The sequence below is a fragment of the Nocardioides antri genome (genome assembly GCF_008373765.1).
GTDB lineage: Bacteria > Actinomycetota > Actinomycetes > Propionibacteriales > Nocardioidaceae > Nocardioides > Nocardioides antri.
This window is the reverse complement of the sequence record NZ_VUJW01000004.1, coordinates 14596-29917: the sequence shown is the minus strand read 5'-3', so window position 1 is coordinate 29917 and position 15322 is coordinate 14596. Positions and strand designations below refer to the sequence as shown.

10 protein-coding genes are annotated in these 15322 nt (G+C 73.8%); 7 read left to right on the top strand and 3 right to left on the bottom strand.

The genetic code is table 11. The features are described from left to right. Positions 1 to 9 precede the first annotated feature (9 nt). Positions 10 to 2490 carry an SCO7613 C-terminal domain-containing membrane protein gene (locus tag F0U47_RS11530; protein WP_149750632.1) on the bottom strand — a complete coding sequence of 827 codons (2481 nt, stop codon included), beginning with the start codon at positions 2488 to 2490 and terminating at the stop codon, positions 10 to 12. 561 nt (positions 2491 to 3051) lie between these two features. Between F0U47_RS11530 and F0U47_RS11525 the strand changes: the two genes are divergently transcribed. The 5 genes from F0U47_RS11525 (at position 3052) to F0U47_RS11505 (ending at position 11398) form a co-directional block, all read left to right on the top strand. Then, positions 3052 to 3723, top strand: a complete 672-nt coding sequence (locus F0U47_RS11525; protein ID WP_149750631.1) for a lysophospholipid acyltransferase family protein — start codon at positions 3052 to 3054, stop codon at positions 3721 to 3723. 88 nt (positions 3724 to 3811) lie between these two features. After that, complete coding sequence (locus F0U47_RS11520; RefSeq protein ID WP_149750630.1) at positions 3812 to 4513, top strand: hypothetical protein; 702 nt, start codon at positions 3812 to 3814, stop codon at positions 4511 to 4513. A 22-nt stretch (positions 4514 to 4535) separates the two neighbouring features. Continuing rightward, positions 4536 to 4946 carry a cupin domain-containing protein gene (locus tag F0U47_RS11515; RefSeq protein WP_149750629.1) on the top strand — a complete coding sequence of 137 codons (411 nt, stop codon included), beginning with the start codon at positions 4536 to 4538 and terminating at the stop codon, positions 4944 to 4946. Between the two features lie 66 nt (positions 4947 to 5012). Further along, on the top strand, positions 5013 to 8180 hold the full coding sequence (locus F0U47_RS11510) for an ATP-dependent helicase (RefSeq protein ID WP_149750628.1): 3168 nt from the start codon (positions 5013 to 5015) through the stop codon (positions 8178 to 8180). Beyond that, the gene (locus tag F0U47_RS11505; protein ID WP_149750627.1) at positions 8177 to 11398 is read left to right on the top strand and encodes an ATP-dependent helicase; all 3222 of its coding nucleotides are present in this window, start codon (positions 8177 to 8179) and stop codon (positions 11396 to 11398) included. Before F0U47_RS11510 ends, F0U47_RS11505 begins: the two co-directional genes overlap by 4 nt. On the opposite strand, the gene F0U47_RS11500 is transcribed toward F0U47_RS11505, so the two are convergent. Further along, positions 11379 to 11882, bottom strand: a complete 504-nt coding sequence (locus F0U47_RS11500) for an OsmC family protein (RefSeq protein ID WP_149750626.1) — start codon at positions 11880 to 11882, stop codon at positions 11379 to 11381. The two genes, F0U47_RS11505 and F0U47_RS11500, sit on opposite strands and share 20 nt — an antisense overlap. A 43-nt stretch (positions 11883 to 11925) precedes the next feature. Between F0U47_RS11500 and nudC the strand changes: the two genes are divergently transcribed. Next, on the top strand, positions 11926 to 12837 hold the full coding sequence (nudC, locus tag F0U47_RS11495; RefSeq protein WP_149750625.1) for an NAD(+) diphosphatase: 912 nt from the start codon (positions 11926 to 11928) through the stop codon (positions 12835 to 12837). A gap of 3 nt (positions 12838 to 12840) precedes the next feature. Here nudC and F0U47_RS11490 read toward each other — a convergent pair whose 3' ends face one another. Further along, the gene (locus tag F0U47_RS11490; protein WP_149750624.1) at positions 12841 to 13089 is read right to left on the bottom strand and encodes a mycoredoxin; all 249 of its coding nucleotides are present in this window, start codon (positions 13087 to 13089) and stop codon (positions 12841 to 12843) included. 108 nt (positions 13090 to 13197) lie between these two features. Between F0U47_RS11490 and F0U47_RS11485 the strand changes: the two genes are divergently transcribed. Beyond that, the gene (locus F0U47_RS11485; protein WP_149750623.1) at positions 13198 to 15264 is read left to right on the top strand and encodes an ATP-dependent helicase; all 2067 of its coding nucleotides are present in this window, start codon (positions 13198 to 13200) and stop codon (positions 15262 to 15264) included. Positions 15265 to 15322 lie beyond the last annotated feature (58 nt).

Sequence of the window (15322 nt, the reverse complement as noted above, 5' to 3'; positions counted from 1 at the left end):
GCCCGATCGTCACCGGAGGCGCCCGATCGCACCGACCGCGTTGCGGACGTCGAGCAGTCGGCGCTCCCAGGTGATGCCGACCGTCGTCAGCAGCGCACCGGCCAGACCGATCCAGACCCACTGCGGGACATCGGCGGCGTAGGGGCCCATCTCGCGGAGCACGACGACCGAGCCGACGATCGAGCCGACCAGCAGCGGCGCGCTCCACCGCAGCGCGGCGCCCGCGATGGTCAGGACGAGGCACGCCGCCCCCAGGGCCAGGGCCCGCAGCGACACCGGGTCGCCGAGCACCCAGACGAGCGACGGCAGGGTGCCGAGCAGGAGGCCGGGGAGCAGCGCGACCTCGGTGCCCGCGTCGGGGTGGCGCCGCAGGTGCAGCAGGCCGAGGAGGACCAGGGCCGCGGCGATCGGCAGCGTGTAGGGCTCCGGCGCGGTGACGCCCTTGTCGCCGAACCACACCCACGACGCCAGAGCGAACACCGGCACGGCGACCCACACCAGCATGCGGCGGGACTCGTGGACCAGGGCGGTCGCCGACAGCACGGCGCCCAGGACGACCAGGTGCAGGGCGAGCGAGCCCCCGGCGTCGTCGCCGGCGAAGATCGCCGGCGGCACCGCGGCCACGGCGACCAGGACCGCCGGCACCTCGACCTCGAGCCGCGGCCGGGCGATCGCCAGCAGGCCGAGCAGCGCGAGCAGCGGCATGCCGAGCCACGCGGCGTCGACATCGTTGGCGAGACCGGCGGTCCAGACGAGGACCGCGAGCGCGGGGGACAGCGTGACGGCCGCGACGCCACGCAGCTCGGTCGTGCGGCCGAGGAAGTGCCCGATCAGGGCGATGCCCAGCAGCATGCCGGACGCCACCGCGACGACCGGGGTGCTCGGCAGTGCAAGCAGGATGCCCACCGCGCCGATGCCGAGCCCGACCAGCCCGAGGGCGGTCTGCCGGCCGTCGTGGCGTTGTCCTGAGCCTGTCGAAGGGGCCACGAGGCCGAGCACCATGCTGCCGACGGCCACCAGGCCGACGCAGCCGACGACGACCGCGAGCGGCACGTCGTACGACGCCAGCGTGATCACCGTCGCGAGACCACCGATGACGGCGCCGGCCTGCCACCACGGAGCGCCGGTGCGCCCGTCGCGCCTCGGCTGCAGGAAGGCGAGGAAGGCGAGCGGCACCAGGACCGACGGGACCGTCAGCAGGGGCTCGGTGACGGGGTCGGGCCCCCGCAGCACGACCTCGAACGAGCTGCCGGCGCCGATGCCGGCGATGCGGACCAGCGCCACCACGGAGGTGACCGCGACGAAGGCGAGGAGGGCGAGGGAGCCGATCGCGGCCGGAGCCAGCGCGACCATCCGGAGCGTCGCCGGGAGGAGCCGGTACGCCGCGACCCAGGCCGCGGTGACCGCGAGGGTCACGGCACCGGCGATCCGGGCCGACTCGTCGACCGCCGGGGCGACCAGCGCGATCGTGACCAGCACGGCCCCGACCGAGGCGCCACCGATGAGCAGGTCGCGCTTCCTGAGGACCAGGCCGGGGGCCAGCGTCGTCGCCGCCGACGCGAGGAGCGACCAGCCGGAGCCGCCGATCCACAGCCCGCCGAGGTCCGGCTCGGCGAAGGCCAGCACCACGCCGTACGCCGCGGTGGCGCTCCACACCACGGCGGTGGCGATCCCGACGCTCCAGGCGCGGACCGGCAGTGCGGTGCGCGACAGCCACGTGATGCCGGCCCCGAGGGCGACCAGCGCGTGGCCGGCGATCAGCTCGTGGTCCAGGGCGGCGACGAGGCCGGCCCAGCCCACGACGTACCCGATGCCGACGAAGACCTGCGGCGCGACCAGCCGTGGCCCGTCACCGAACCGCGGAAGGGCCATGCCGGTGCCGCCGAGCGCCATCACCGCGCCGCCCGCGGCCACGGCCCAGCCGGCCGACGAGTCGCCGAACCAGCCGGCGGAGTGCCCGCCGATCACGTCGAGCAGCATCATGCCGAGCGCGACGACGCTCATGGACTCGCCGGCGATCCGCAGGCCGGCCTTGTTGAGCAGCAGCGAACCGCCGGTGGCGGCGGCGGTCAGGGTCAGCAGGACCGCCGTACGGCCGCCGACGCCGATGACGGACCACGCGACCGCGAGGAACCCGATCGCCGCCGCGAGGAGGCAGAACGCGCCGAGGCCGAGCAGGATCTTCGGGATGACCGCCGTGCCGACGCCGGCGCGGGGCGGCGCGGGTGGTGGCGGGTACGACGCCGCCGGGCCGGCCCCGGGCGGCGGAGGAGGCACCGGGCCGGCCACGCGGGGGGCGGCGGGGGGAGCAGTGGCCTGGGTCGCCACCGACCGGAGCTGTGCGACCAGCGAGTCGGCGCGGGTCAGCGTCGCGAAGAGCTCGACGGCGAGCGGGTGCCGGACCGGCAGGGCGCAGGTCGCACAGGCGGCGGAGCCGCGGGGGAGGTCCGAGCGGCAGTCGGGACACAGGTCCGGGTCGGCATAGCGCATGTCATCCATCTCCCCACGAATCGCCCGAGCCGCACATCGCGGCGCTACTCGACCGGGCTGAGTACGGGTACTCAACGTGGTCGGACCGCCCGAGCGGGTCCGCTCATCATCCACAGACGTACTCACAGTCTGGGGATGAAGCGCCGGTGGCCTGTGGACACGATTCGGGGTACCTGTGGACGACACGCCGGAAACTCGAAACTGCCGGAGATTCCTGCTCGGAACCCCTTGCGCCGGCCCTCCATGGAGGCATAGAACTTCTCCCACGTCCTCCTCCGGGAGGACGGGATCAGCCGGAAGGCGAGGATCCAATCGGCAGACGATCCCTCACGGGAACGCGCGCCGCACGAGTCGGGTGACGAGGCTCGTGGGAACCTTCGCGGTCCGGCCGGATCGATCGGGAGCGTCACCAGTACCGGTCAACCGAAGGGCCCTTTGCGACTCATACTCGCGAAGGGCCCTTCACCCATTTCAACGGCGCGAGCGTGTCGCAGACGGTGCTCGCCGCCAGCGCGTGGACCCCGATTCGGCCGACCCGCCGGTAACCCCTAGCGTCACAGCGTGCTCTACCAGGCGCTGCACACCGTCGTCCCGCCGGCCGCGAAGGCCGTGTGGCGGCCGACCGTGCGCGGCCTCCACCACGTGCCCCCGCAGGGCCCGGTGATCCTCGCGAGCAACCACCTCAGCTTCGCCGACTCGATGGTGATCCCGATCGTGGTGCCGCGGAAGGTGGTCTTCCTCGCGAAGTCGGACTACTTCAACGGCACCGGTCTCAAGGGCGCGCTGTCGAAGGCGTGGTTCGAGGGGCTCGGCATGCTGCCCGTCGACCGCGAGGACTCCGCCGCGGCGATGGGCTCGCTCCAGACCGCGCTCGACGTGCTCGGCCGGGGCGAGGCGTTCGGGATCTACCCGGAGGGCACGCGGTCCCGCGACGGCCGGCTCTACCGCGGCCGCACGGGCGTCGCGCACCTGGCGCTCACCTCCGGCGCACCGGTCGTGCCGGTGGGCCTCACCGGCACCGACCGGCTCCAGCCGATCGGCTCGCGCCTGCCCCGACTTGCGCGGGTGACGGTGGCCTTCGGCCAACCGATCGAGGTCGGCGACGAGTACGCCGGGATCGCTCCCGGCAAGGCGCGGCGCGACCTCACCGACCGGATCATGACGGCGATCGGCAGCCTCACCGGGCAGGTCGCGGCAGGCATCTACAACGACCGGCCGGTCCTCGACGCCTGATCGCTCGTCGTACCCCTTGTGGACGGTGGGGCACCGGCGCACGATGGAAGGTGCAACCAGCGCACATCGAGCCGATGAGGTGAGGTCGATGGGGAGCACCGAGGTTTTGAACCGGTCCGTCCAGCGCTCGCACGACGCGCTGGCCGAGGAGCTGGAGGTGCTGCGCACGCAGTTCGGCTCGCCCGGCGAGCACGCGGAGCTGGACGGCCCGCACCGCGGCTACCAGCCGATCGACACGTTCGTGACGACAGCCAGCCGTCACCTCCACGCCGTCAACGAGGTCCTGGTGCCGTCCGCGCGCAAGGAGCTCCCGGACGGGAGGCAGCTCGCCCACGGGTACGTCGACTCGATGCAGGTGCTCGAGGTGGTGCTGTCCCACGTGAAGGCCCACGAGTACGGCTCGGTCTACGAGAAGCGGATCGCCTGGCCGGCGGTCTGGTCGGAGGTGGGTACGGCGCTCGAGGCGCTGCGGGCGCGCGAGGAGGAGCTCGCCGACCAGCTCACCGACACCCTCGACGACAGCGAGGTCGACGAGCTGGCCGAGCGGCTCGACGAGGTCGAGCCCGGTGAGCCGTCGCGACCGCACCCCTACCTCCCGCACAAGGGGCTGATGGGGTCGGTGGCGCGCGGGATCGTGAAGCGCACCGACCGGGCCTGGGACCACGCGGAGGGTCGGCCGCTGTCGTGGCCCAGCCGGGGCGACAAGAAGCGGCCGGGGCTGCTGGGGCAGTACCTCATGGCCGATCCGCGCTTCGACCCGGACGAGCCGCCCCCGAGCAAGCAGTCCTGAGGGCTGCGGCAGGATCGGGCACATGCGCCCGCCCCTCGCCGACGCCCTCGACCTCGCGCCGCACCGCGAAGGGGGCTGGTACCGCCAGACCTGGGTCTCACCGGAGACGGTCGAGCTGCCCGACGGGCGGGTGCGGCCGACCGCGACGCTGATCTACTTCCTGCTGGCCGCCGGGGAGTCGTCGGCGTGGCACCGGGTCGCGTCCGACGAGGTCTGGCTCGCCCACCTCGGCGCGGTGACGGTCGAGCTCGGCGGGTCGGGCCGGGCGCCCGCCGACGACGTCACCCGGATCGTGGTCGACGCCGCCACGCCCCAGGGGCTGGTCCCGGCGGGCGTGTGGCAGCGCACCGTGCCGTCCGACGCGGACGCCCTGGTGAGCTGCCTGGTCTCGCCCGGGTTCGACTTCGCCGACTTCGAGCTCGCCGCTGACTGACGTGTGCCCCGAGAGCCGGGGCGTCCTTCGATATCTGTCGGGCGTCGGTGGTTGGCTTGGGGGGACATGACCACCACGCCGACGTACCGTCTCGCTCCGCCTCCGCCGCCCGCGCCGGCTCCGGTGCTCGACGAGCACCAGCAACGGGTGGTCGACCACGACGGCGGGCCGCTGCTCGTGCTGGCCGGGCCCGGGACGGGCAAGACGACGACGATGGTCGAGGCGATCGTCGACCGGATCGAGCGGCGAGGAGCCGACCCCGACTCGGTGCTGGCGCTGACGTTCTCGCGCAAGGCGGCCGAGCAGCTGCGCGACCGGGTCACCGCGCGGCTGGGCCGCACGATGTCGAGCGGCCTGTCCTCGACGTTCCACTCCTTCGCCTACGGCCTGGTCCGGCGCTACGCGCCGGCGGAGCTCTACGCCGCTCCGCTGCGGCTGCTCTCGGCCGCCGAGCAGGACGTGGTGCTCCAAGAGCTGCTGACCGACACCCCCGAGTCGATCCGCTGGCCCGACCAGCTGCGCGCGGCGGTCGGCACACGTGGGTTCGCGCGCGAGGTGCACGCCGTGATCGCGCGGGCCCGCGAGCGTGGGCTCGACCCCGGCGAGCTGGTCGACCTCGGCCGGCGCGAGCGGGTCCCGGAGTTCGAGGCGGCTGGGCTGTTCCTGGAGCAGTACCTCGACGTCCTCGGCGACCAGTCCGCGATCGACTACCCCGACCTGATCACCCGGGGCGTGATCGAGGCGCGGGTCCACCAGGCCGAGCTGCGAGCGGCCTACTCCTGCGTGTTCGTGGACGAGTACCAGGACACCGACCCCAGCCAGGTCGCGCTGCTGCGGGCGCTGGCGGGCGACGGCCGGGACCTGGTGGCGGTGGGCGACCCCGACCAGTCGATCTACGGCTTCCGCGGTGCCGACGTGCGCGGGATCCTCGAGTTCCCCCGCCAGTTCCCGACCGCGTCCGGAGGTCCGGCGCCGGTCGTCGCGCTCGGCACGACGCGGCGGTTCGGGTCCCGGCTGCTGCGCGCCTCGCGCTCGATCGCGGCGGGGATCGCGATGCGCGGGGCGATCCCCTCGGACGTGCACGACGCCTTCCGCAACCCGGAGCCGGCAGTGTCCGAGCTCGGGCCGGGCTCGGTCGAGGTGCTGACCTTCGACACCGCCCGGGCCGAGGTCGAGCACGTCGCCGACCTGCTCCGGCGCGCCCACCTCGAGGACGGCATCGGCTGGAGCGACATGGCGGTGCTCGTCCGCTCGGGGCGCACCTCGATCCCGGGGCTGCGACGCGCCCTGACCGCCGCCGGCGTGCCGGTCGAGGTGGCCGGTGACGAGACGCCGCTGGTGCGGGAGCCGGCGGTCGCCGTGCTCCTGTCGGCCCTCGAGCTGCTCGTCACCGACGATCTGACCGACGTCCCGCGGGACCGGATCGAGGAGCTGCTCATCTCCCCGCTCGGCGGACTGGACGCGACCGAGGTGCGGGCCCTGACGCGCGCGCTGCGTGCGGTGCACCCCGACGTCGGTCCGCGCGAGCTGGTCCGCCGGGCGGTGCTCGAGCCCGACCTGCTCGCCGGCGTGGAGGGCCAGCCGGCCGCGCGGGCGCGTGCCCTCGCCCGGCTGCTCGAGCGGGCCCGCACCGAGCTCGCCGACGGCGCGTCGGCCGAGCAGGTGCTGTGGACCCTGTGGAGCGGGACGCCGTGGGGCGACCGGCTGCGTGCCGCCAGCCTGGGCGGCGGACAGGGGGCGCGGCTCGCACACCGTGACCTCGACGCGCTGTGCGCGCTGTTCGAGACCGCCGCGCGGGCGGAGGAGCAGCGCGACCACACCAGCGTGGCGACGTTCCTCGCCACCTTGAGCGCGCAGGAGATCCCCGCCGACACGCTCGCCGAGCGCGGTGTCCGCGGCGACTCGGTGCGCCTGCTCACCGCTCACCGGGCCAAGGGCCTGGAGTGGCGGCTCGTGGTCGTGGCGCGCGTGCAGGAGGGCAGCTGGCCCGACCTGCGCCGCCGTGACTCGCTGCTCGGCGCCGACCGGATCGGTCCGGCCGGATACGACGGGCTGCTGCCGCCCCTGACCCGGGCCGCGATGCTCGCCGAGGAGCGGCGGCTGTTCTACGTCGCGGTCACCCGGCCCCGCCAGCGGCTGGTGGTGACGGCGGTGCAGTCACCCGACGACGACGGGGAGCAGCCGTCGCGGTTCATCGCCGAGCTCGGCCACGAGGTGCAGCACCGGATCGGCCGGCCCCGCCGGCCGCTGTCGATGCCCGGGCTGGTGGCCGAGCTGCGGCGTACGGTCGCCGACCCGGAGCGGCCGCAGCCGCTGCGCGAGGCCGCTGCTGCCCGGCTCCGGCTGCTCGCCACGACCGAGGTGCACGGACGCCGGGTCGCGCCGTACGCCGACCCGGCGACCTGGTGGGGTCTCCGCAGCCCGTCGCGGTCGTTGAGCCCGGTCCGTCCCGAGGACCGCCCGGTGACGCTCTCGGCGAGCGCGCTGGAAGGGCTGCTCACCTGCCCGGCCCAGTGGTTCCTGACCCGGGAGGCCGGCGGCAACGTCATCTCCACCGCCAGCCAGGGCTTCGGCAAGGTCGTGCACGCGATCGCCGAGCGGGTCGCCAAGGGCGAGCTCGAAGCCACGACGGCTGCCGACCTGATGCCCCACGTCGACGAGGTGTGGGACCGGATGGAGTTCCGCACGCCGTGGTCCCGCGAGCGCGAGCGGGAGGCCGTGGAGCAGGTGCTGGCCCGGTTCCTCGCCTGGCACCACCGGCCCGGCGCCCGCACCGTGGTGGCGCTCGAGCCGCAGCTGCGGGCGGAGGTCACGCTGGGTGACGGCCAGGTCGTCGTGCTGCGCGGCTTCGCCGACCGGCTCGAGCTCGACGAGGACGGCGCCGTCGTCGTGGTCGACCTCAAGACCGGGAAGTACCCGCCGACCGACAAGTCGCTGCCCGAGAACGCTCAGCTCGGCCTCTACCAGCTGGCGGTCGACCACGGGGCCGCCGACGAGCTCGTGGGCCGCCCCGTCACCGCCGGTGGTGCCGAGCTCGTGCAGCTCCGGCTGGGAGACACCCAACCGAAGGTGCAGCAGCAGCCGCCCTCGCCACCGCACATCGACGGGCAGCTGCAGACCGCTGTCGCCGCCGTCCGCAGCGAGGTCTTCGTCGCGCGGCCCGGCACCCACTGCGACCGCTGCGCCTTCCACCCGCTCTGCCCCGCCCACGCGTCCGGGTCGGTGCTGTCATGAAGGTCGACACCCCCGAGGCCCTGGCCGCGCTGATGGGCCACGACTGGCTCTACAGCGAGGAGCAGTTCGCTGCGATCACGGCCGAGCTCGAGCCGGCAGTCGTCATCGCCGGCGCCGGCTCGGGCAAGACCGCGGTGATGGCCGCGCGGGTGGTCTGGCTGGTCGCGACCGGCCGCGTCGAGCCCGGTGAGGTGCTGGGCCTCACCTTCACGACCAAGGCCACCGCCGAGCTGCAGACGCGGATCCGCTCGAGCCTGCTCCAGGCCGGTCTGCTGCCCGAGCGCGGGCCACGGCGGGTCGCCCCCGACGGCACCGACGCGGAGGGCGGGATCGAGGACGAGGCGGAGGAGCCGACCGTCGCGACCTACCACGCCTACGCAGCGGCGTTGCTCTCCGAGCACGGGCTCCGGATCGGCCACGAGCCCGACACCCGGTTGATCGCCGACGCGTCGCGCTACCAGCTGGCCGCGCGCGCGATCCAGCGGCACAAGGCGCCGATCGGGCTGCTGACCGACAGCCCCACCCACGCGGTGCGCTACCTGCTGGCGCTCGACGCCGAGATGGCCGAGCACCTGGTCGCTGCTGACGCGGTCCGGGCCTACGACGCCGCCGAGCGGGGCCGGTTCGCCGCCGAGCTCGCGCTGCTGGAGGAGCAGCTCGCCGAGGGCAAGCGCGTCAAGGGCAAGGCCGACCTGGTCCGCGACGCGATCGAGGCGATCGACAAGCGGTCCGAGCTGCTCGGCCTGGTCGAGGACTACCGGGCGCTCAAGAGCGCGCTCGGGCTGATGGACTTCTCCGACCAGATCGCCCTCGCCGCACGGCTGGCCCGCGAGTGTCCCGAGGTCGGCGACATCGAGCGGGGGAAGTTCAAGGTCGTCCTCCTCGACGAGTACCAGGACACCTCGGTCGCCCAGGCCACGATGCTGTCGCGGATCTTCGGTGACGGCCACCCGGTGACGGCGGTCGGCGACCCCAACCAGGCGATCTACGGGTGGCGCGGCGCGTCGGTCTCCAACATCCTCGAGTTCGGCCGGGACTTTCCGGCCTCGGGAGGGGGCCGTCCGTCGTACTCCCTGACGGTCAACCGGCGGTCCGACGCCCGGATCCTCGCCACCGCCAACCACCTCGCGCGCGACCTCTACGCCGGCCGGGAGGAGGATCGGCTGCAGCCCGAGGACGGCGCTGCGGACGGGGTGGTGGACGTCGTGGTGCACGAGACCTCCGACGACGAGCTTGCGTGGCTCGCCGACCAGGTGATCGCCGCGCACGAGCGGGTGCCGTGGAAGGAGATCGGCGTCCTGACCCGTGACAACGCCTCGGCCGCCCTGGTGTTCGACGCACTCACCGATCGCGAGATCCCTGTCGAGATCGTCGGTCTCAAGGGTCTGCTCCGGCTGCCCGAGGTGGCCGAGGTGGTCGCGACGCTCGAGCTCGTGCAGGACGTCACCGCCAACCCGGCGCTGCTGACGCTGCTCGCCGGGCCGCGCTGGGCGATCGGCCCGCGGGACCTCGCCCTGCTCGGCCGGCGCAGCGGGGAGCTCGCCGGGCAGCAGGGCCAGCAGAGCTTCGCCGACCTCGAGGCTCAGCTCGCGGCCGCGGTCGAGGGCGCGGACCCGTTGGAGATCCCGTCGCTGTGCGACGCGCTGGAGGACCCCGGCGACCTCGACTACTCGCCCGAGGCGCGGGAGCGGTTCGCGCTGCTGGCCGAGGAGTTGCGCCTCCTGCGACGGTCGGTCGGCGAGCCGATCCTCGACCTGGTGCGCCGGATCATCGACGTCACGGGCATCGACGTCGAGCTCGCCTCCTCGGTGTCGCCCGCCGCCACCGCCCGCCGCGAGAACCTCGACCTCTTCGTCCAGGCGGTCGCGGACTTCCAGGCGATCGACGGCCAGGTGACGCTGCCCGCGCTGCTGGCCTGGCTCGACGCCGAGGACGAGTTCGGCCAAGGCCTCGACATCGCGACTCCGTCCGAGGCCGACTCGGTCAAGCTGCTGACCGTCCACCGTTCCAAGGGCCTGGAGTGGGACGTGGTCTTCCTCGTCGGCGTCGTCAAGGACAAGTTCCCGGCCAACCGGGGCCGCTCGACGTGGCTGAAGAGCCCGGAGGTGATGCCGGCGGCGCTGCGCGGCGACGCGCGCGACCTGCCGCAGCTGGCCGGCCACACCGCCGAGGCGATCACGGACCTCAAGGAGCGGCGCAAGCAGCACGAGAAGGTGGAGGAGCTGCGGCTCGCCTACGTCGCCTGGACCCGCCCGCGCCACCGGCTCGCGGTGTCGTGCTGGCGCTTCGCGCCCCACCTCAAGAACGGCCTCGGCCCGTCGCCGTACGTCGTCGACACCCGCGACGCGATCGCCGGCTGGGGTGGCGAGCCGCTGCGCTGGGCCGACGTCGTCGAGCGCGGCGAGCCCAACCCCTACGCCACCCGCTCGGTCGACCTGCCCTGGCCGATCTCCCACCAGACCGCCGAGGTCGAGCGGCGTCGGGCGGCGGCAGAGCTGGTGCGGACCGCCGACGACCCGATGCTCGACGACGTGCTGCTGCTCCAGCAGGTCCACGAGTGGGACGACGAGATCGCCCGGCTGCTCGAGGAGGCGGCGCGCGAGCGGGCGCCCGAGACGGTGGTGGCGATGCCGTCGAGCCTCTCGGCGACCGCGCTGACCCGGTTGCGGGACGACCCGGCGGGGTTCGCCGCCGACCGGGCCCGGCCGATGCCGCGACAGCCGTTGCAGGCCGCCCGGTTCGGCACCCGGTTCCACGCCTGGGTCGAGGCCAGGTTCGGCCAGCAGGAGCTGTTCGACCCCGACGACCTGCCCGGCCGGGGCGACTCCGGCATCGAGGACGACGCGGACCTCAAGGAGGTGATCGCCGCCTTCGAGGCCGGCCCGTTCGCGAGCCGCGTGCCCCACGCCGTCGAGGCGCCGTTCGCCCTCGTGCTGGCGGGGCAGGTGGTCCGCGGCCGGATCGACGCGGTCTACGAGGAGCCCGACACCGGCTCAGGGCCGGCGTTCCTGGTGGTCGACTGGAAGACCAACGCCCGCCAGACCGCCGACCCGCTCCAGCTCGCGCTCTACCGCCTCGCCTGGGCGGAGCTGCACGGCCTGCCCCTCGAGCAGGTCCGTGCCGCGTTCTACTACGTGCGGTCCGGCGACCTGGTCGAGCCCGCGGACCTGCCCGGTCGGGTGGAGATCGAGCAGCTCTTCAGGCCCGCACGATCCTGAACACAGCCGGCGTGGCGAGGGTCTGGCTGACCACGCAGTAGCGCTCGGTGGCCTTCGCCAGCCGCTCGAGGGCGGCGTCGTCGGCGTCGGTGTCGAGGGTCAGCGTGAGCACGATGTCCTGGACGCCGACCGGCGCCGACCGGTCGACCCCGAGGGTGCCGCGGGCGTCCCACCAGCCGTCGGCGGCGAGGGAGGCAGCGCGGAGCTCGACCCCCATCGCGGTGGCGACCGCCCGCAGGGTGACCCCGGCGCAGGCCAGCAGCGCCTCGAGCAGCAGGTCTGCCGAGCAGGCGTCCTGGCCGTCGCCACCGGCGGCCGGGTGGAGACCGGCGCGCACCGGCCCGGCGAAGCCGTCGACCGTCGCCGTGACACCGGAGTCCCGGTAGTCGCCGCGGGCGGACGTGGGAGTGCGCGCCGCAGCGGGATCGGTCCGGTACTTCTCCTTGACCGGGCCCTGTGCGGCCCGCAGCGCGGCAGCGTCCATCCACCCATCATGGCCCGTGGGACCGGGTCCTAGGCTCCGTGTCGTGGACTTCGCGCACCTTGCCCTCGCCCGCGACCCGCACGACCGCCTCGGCCTCCACCGCACCGACGACGCCTGGCTCGACGAGCGGTGGAAGGACCCGGACGGGCGGGTCCTGGTCGTGTCCGGGACGCGCGTCCGGCCGCGGGACGGTGCTCTCGAGTGGCTGCCGACGACTGAGGCGCCGGACGGCGTACGCGTGCTGCTCGGCGACCGCGACGGCACGACGTGGTGGGCGGTGATCGTCGACGCCTCGCTCGCCCAGGAGGAGCAGGGGCAGTGGTTCCCGCTACGCGGGCTGCTCCCGTTCCTCAGCGGCGACGCGATCAGCGAGGCGCCGCTGGTGTTCCACGCTCTCGGCCTCGCGGAATGGCTCTGGGTCACGCGCTTCTGCCCCCGCTGCGGTGGCGGCCTGGTGCCGCGCGCGGCCGGTCACGAGCTCACGTGTGAGGAGTGCGGGAAGCCGCAGTTCCCGCGCACGGACCCGGCCGTGATCATGCTCGTCGCCGCGGGGGAGCCGGGCAGCGAGGACGAGCGCTGCCTGCTGGGGCGCGGGCCGCAGTGGCCGGAGGGGCGGTTCTCCACGCTGGCCGGCTTCTGCGAGCCGGGGGAGACGCTCGAGGACGCCGTCCGGCGCGAGGTCCTGGAGGAGACCGGCGTCGTGGTCGGCGAGGTCACCTACTTCGGCAACCAGCCGTGGCCGTTGCCGAGCAGCCTGATGGTCGGGTTCATCGGTCGTGCCCTGACCGAGGAGATCCGGCTCGAGGACGCCGACGTCGTCGAGGCGCGCTGGCTCACCCGCGGTCAGATGCGCGAGGAGGCCGAGGCGGGCACGCTCGTGCTGCCCGGCGGCGTGTCGATCAGCCGGTCACTCGTCGAGCACTGGTACGGCGGCCCGCTGCCCGGCAGCTGGTGAGGCTCAGCCGGCCAGCGCGGCCAGCTTCTCCTTGACCTGGCGGAGGGACGGGTTGGTCATCGCCGTACCGTCGGGGTAGACCAGGGTCGGCACCGTCTGGTTGCCGTTGTTGGCCGACTCGACGATCGCGGCCGCCTCCGGGTGCTGCTCGATGTCGACGAGCTCGTAGGTGATGCCTTCCCGGTCGAGCTGTCCCTTGAGGCGGTGGCAGTAGCCGCACCAGGGGGTGGTGTACATCGTGAACGAGCTCATCGGGAAGTGTCGCCTCCGCGGTCTAGGGTCGCAGGGCACGTCGGGACCATCCGGGCACGTGCCGTCTCACGTCCGCCAACCTCGAGCAGCAAGGAGTTGTTCCGCATCGTGACGAATCACGGGTCACAGGCAGAGGCCCTGCTGAGCGCGCTCGACCCCGAGCAGCGGCAGGTCGCGGAGGCGCTGCGCGGTCCGGTGCGGGTGCTCGCGGGTGCCGGCACCGGCAAGACCCGGGCGATCACCCACCGGATCGCCCACGGCGTGCACACCGGCGTCTACGCGCCGACCGAGGTGCTCGCTGTGACCTTCACGACGCGGGCTGCCGGCGAGCTGCGCCAGCGGCTGCGCCAGCTCGGCGCGCCCGGGGTGCAGGCCCGCACCTTCCACAGCGCGGCGCTCCGGCAGCTGCGCTACTTCTGGCCTCACGTCCACGGGACCGAGCTGCCGAGCCTGACGGAGTCGAAGCTCGCGATGCTCGCCCTCGCCACGCGGCGGCTCGGGCTGCGGGCCGACCAGGCGCTGCTGCGTGACCTGGCGTCGGAGATCGAGTGGGCCAAGGTCAGCAACGTCGGCCCCGACGACTACCCCCTGATCGCCGGTCGGCAGGGCCGCGCCGTGTCCGACCAGCCGCCCGAGACGGTCGCGAAGGTCTTCAGCTCCTACGAGGACGTCAAGCGCGAGCAGCACCGGATGGACATGGAGGACGTGCTCCTCTTCACCGCCGGGGTGCTCGCCTCCGACGAGCGGGTCGCCGCGCAGGTACGGCGCCAGTACAAGTGGTTCGTCGTCGACGAGTTCCAGGACGTCTCCCCGCTGCAGTCGGCGCTGCTCGACCTCTGGCTCGGCGGCCGCGACGAGCTGTGCGTGGTGGGCGACCCGGCACAGACGATCTACTCCTTCGCGGGCGCGGACGCGTCGTACCTCCTCGACTTCCCGAAGCGCTACCCCGGCACGCAGTCGATCGAGCTGGTTCGCAACTACCGCTCCACACCGCAGATTGTCTCGTCCGCCAATGCTCTGCTCGCGGGCGTGGGAGGCAGTCGGAGCGCCGGTGTCGAGCTGCGCTCGCAGCAGCCGGCGGGCCAGGCGGTGCGGTTCGTCGGTCACCCCGACGAGGTCGCGGAGGCGTCCTACGTCGCCGACCAGGTCGCCGCGCTCCAGCGAAAAGGCACCTCACCCGGCCAGATCGCCGTGCTGTTCCGGATCAACGCCCAGTCCGAGCACTTCGAGGACGCGCTGAGCGACCGCGGCATCCCCTACGTCGTCCGCGGCGCGGCCCGCTTCTTCGAGCGGCCCGAGGTGCGCGAGGCCGTCGTCCGGCTCCGAGGCGCGGCGCGGTCGGGCGAGGTGTCCGACCTGCCGTGGCTCGAGGCCGTGCGCGGGGTCCTCGGCGGGATGGGCTGGACCGCCGAGCCGCCGACCGGCCGCGGGCAGGTCCGCGACCGGTGGGAGTCCTGGCAGGCGCTCGCGACCCAGGCCGAGGAGTTCGCCACCGAGCACGACGACGCCGACCTGGCGGCGTTCGTCGACGACCTCGACCGGCGGGCCGCCGAGCAGCACGCGCCGGCAGCCGACGGCGTCACCCTGGCGACGTTCCACGCGGCGAAGGGCCTGGAGTGGGACGCGGTCTTCTGCGCCGGGGTGCAGGACGGCACGGTGCCGATCACCTACGCCGACCGGGACGCGACCGTCGAGGAGGAGCGACGCCTGCTCTACGTCGGGATGACCCGCGCCCGCCGCGACCTCACCGTCACCTGGTCAGCCGCCCGCAACCCCGGCCAGGCCGCCCGCCGCCAGCCGTCGCGCTTCCTGACGCCGCTCCTGCCCGAGCGCGAGCAGCCGCAGCCCGGCGGCCGCGCCCGCAGCAAGGTCGCCCGGTGCCGTGAGTGCAGCCAGCCGCTCGGCACCGCGGCGGAGAAGAAGCGGGGGAGGTGCTCCCACCACCCGGTGCGTTACGACGAGGGGCTGTTCGAGCGCCTGAAGGCCTGGCGGCTGGAGCGCGCCCGCGACGACGAGGTGCCGGCGTACGTCGTCTTCACCGATGCCACGCTCGAGCTGATCGCCGAGCACAAGCCGGGCGACGAGCGGGCGTTGCGCGCCATCAACGGCGTGGGACCCAGCAAGATCGAGCGCTACGGCGAGGACGTCCTCGCCGTTGTCAGCGCGGATACCTGAGGGCTTTCGGCAGTGGTCCAGACCATCAGGGAAGAAAACCCTGGAAATAGTCATTAAA

Bases quoted from the DNA above. Each gene is read 5' to 3' on its own strand.
- F0U47_RS11530 (WP_149750632.1), bottom strand. From the start codon at position 2,490: ATGCGCTATGCCGACCCGGACCTGTGTCCCGACTGCCGCTCGGACCTC.
- F0U47_RS11520 (WP_149750630.1), top strand. From the start codon at position 3,812: ATGGGGAGCACCGAGGTTTTGAACCGGTCCGTCCAGCGCTCGCACGAC.
- F0U47_RS11515 (WP_149750629.1), top strand. From the start codon at position 4,536: ATGCGCCCGCCCCTCGCCGACGCCCTCGACCTCGCGCCGCACCGCGAA.
- F0U47_RS11510 (WP_149750628.1), top strand. From the start codon at position 5,013: ATGACCACCACGCCGACGTACCGTCTCGCTCCGCCTCCGCCGCCCGCG.
- F0U47_RS11505 (WP_149750627.1), top strand. From the start codon at position 8,177: ATGAAGGTCGACACCCCCGAGGCCCTGGCCGCGCTGATGGGCCACGAC.
- F0U47_RS11500 (WP_149750626.1), bottom strand. From the start codon at position 11,882: ATGGACGCTGCCGCGCTGCGGGCCGCACAGGGCCCGGTCAAGGAGAAG.
- F0U47_RS11490 (WP_149750624.1), bottom strand. From the start codon at position 13,089: ATGAGCTCGTTCACGATGTACACCACCCCCTGGTGCGGCTACTGCCAC.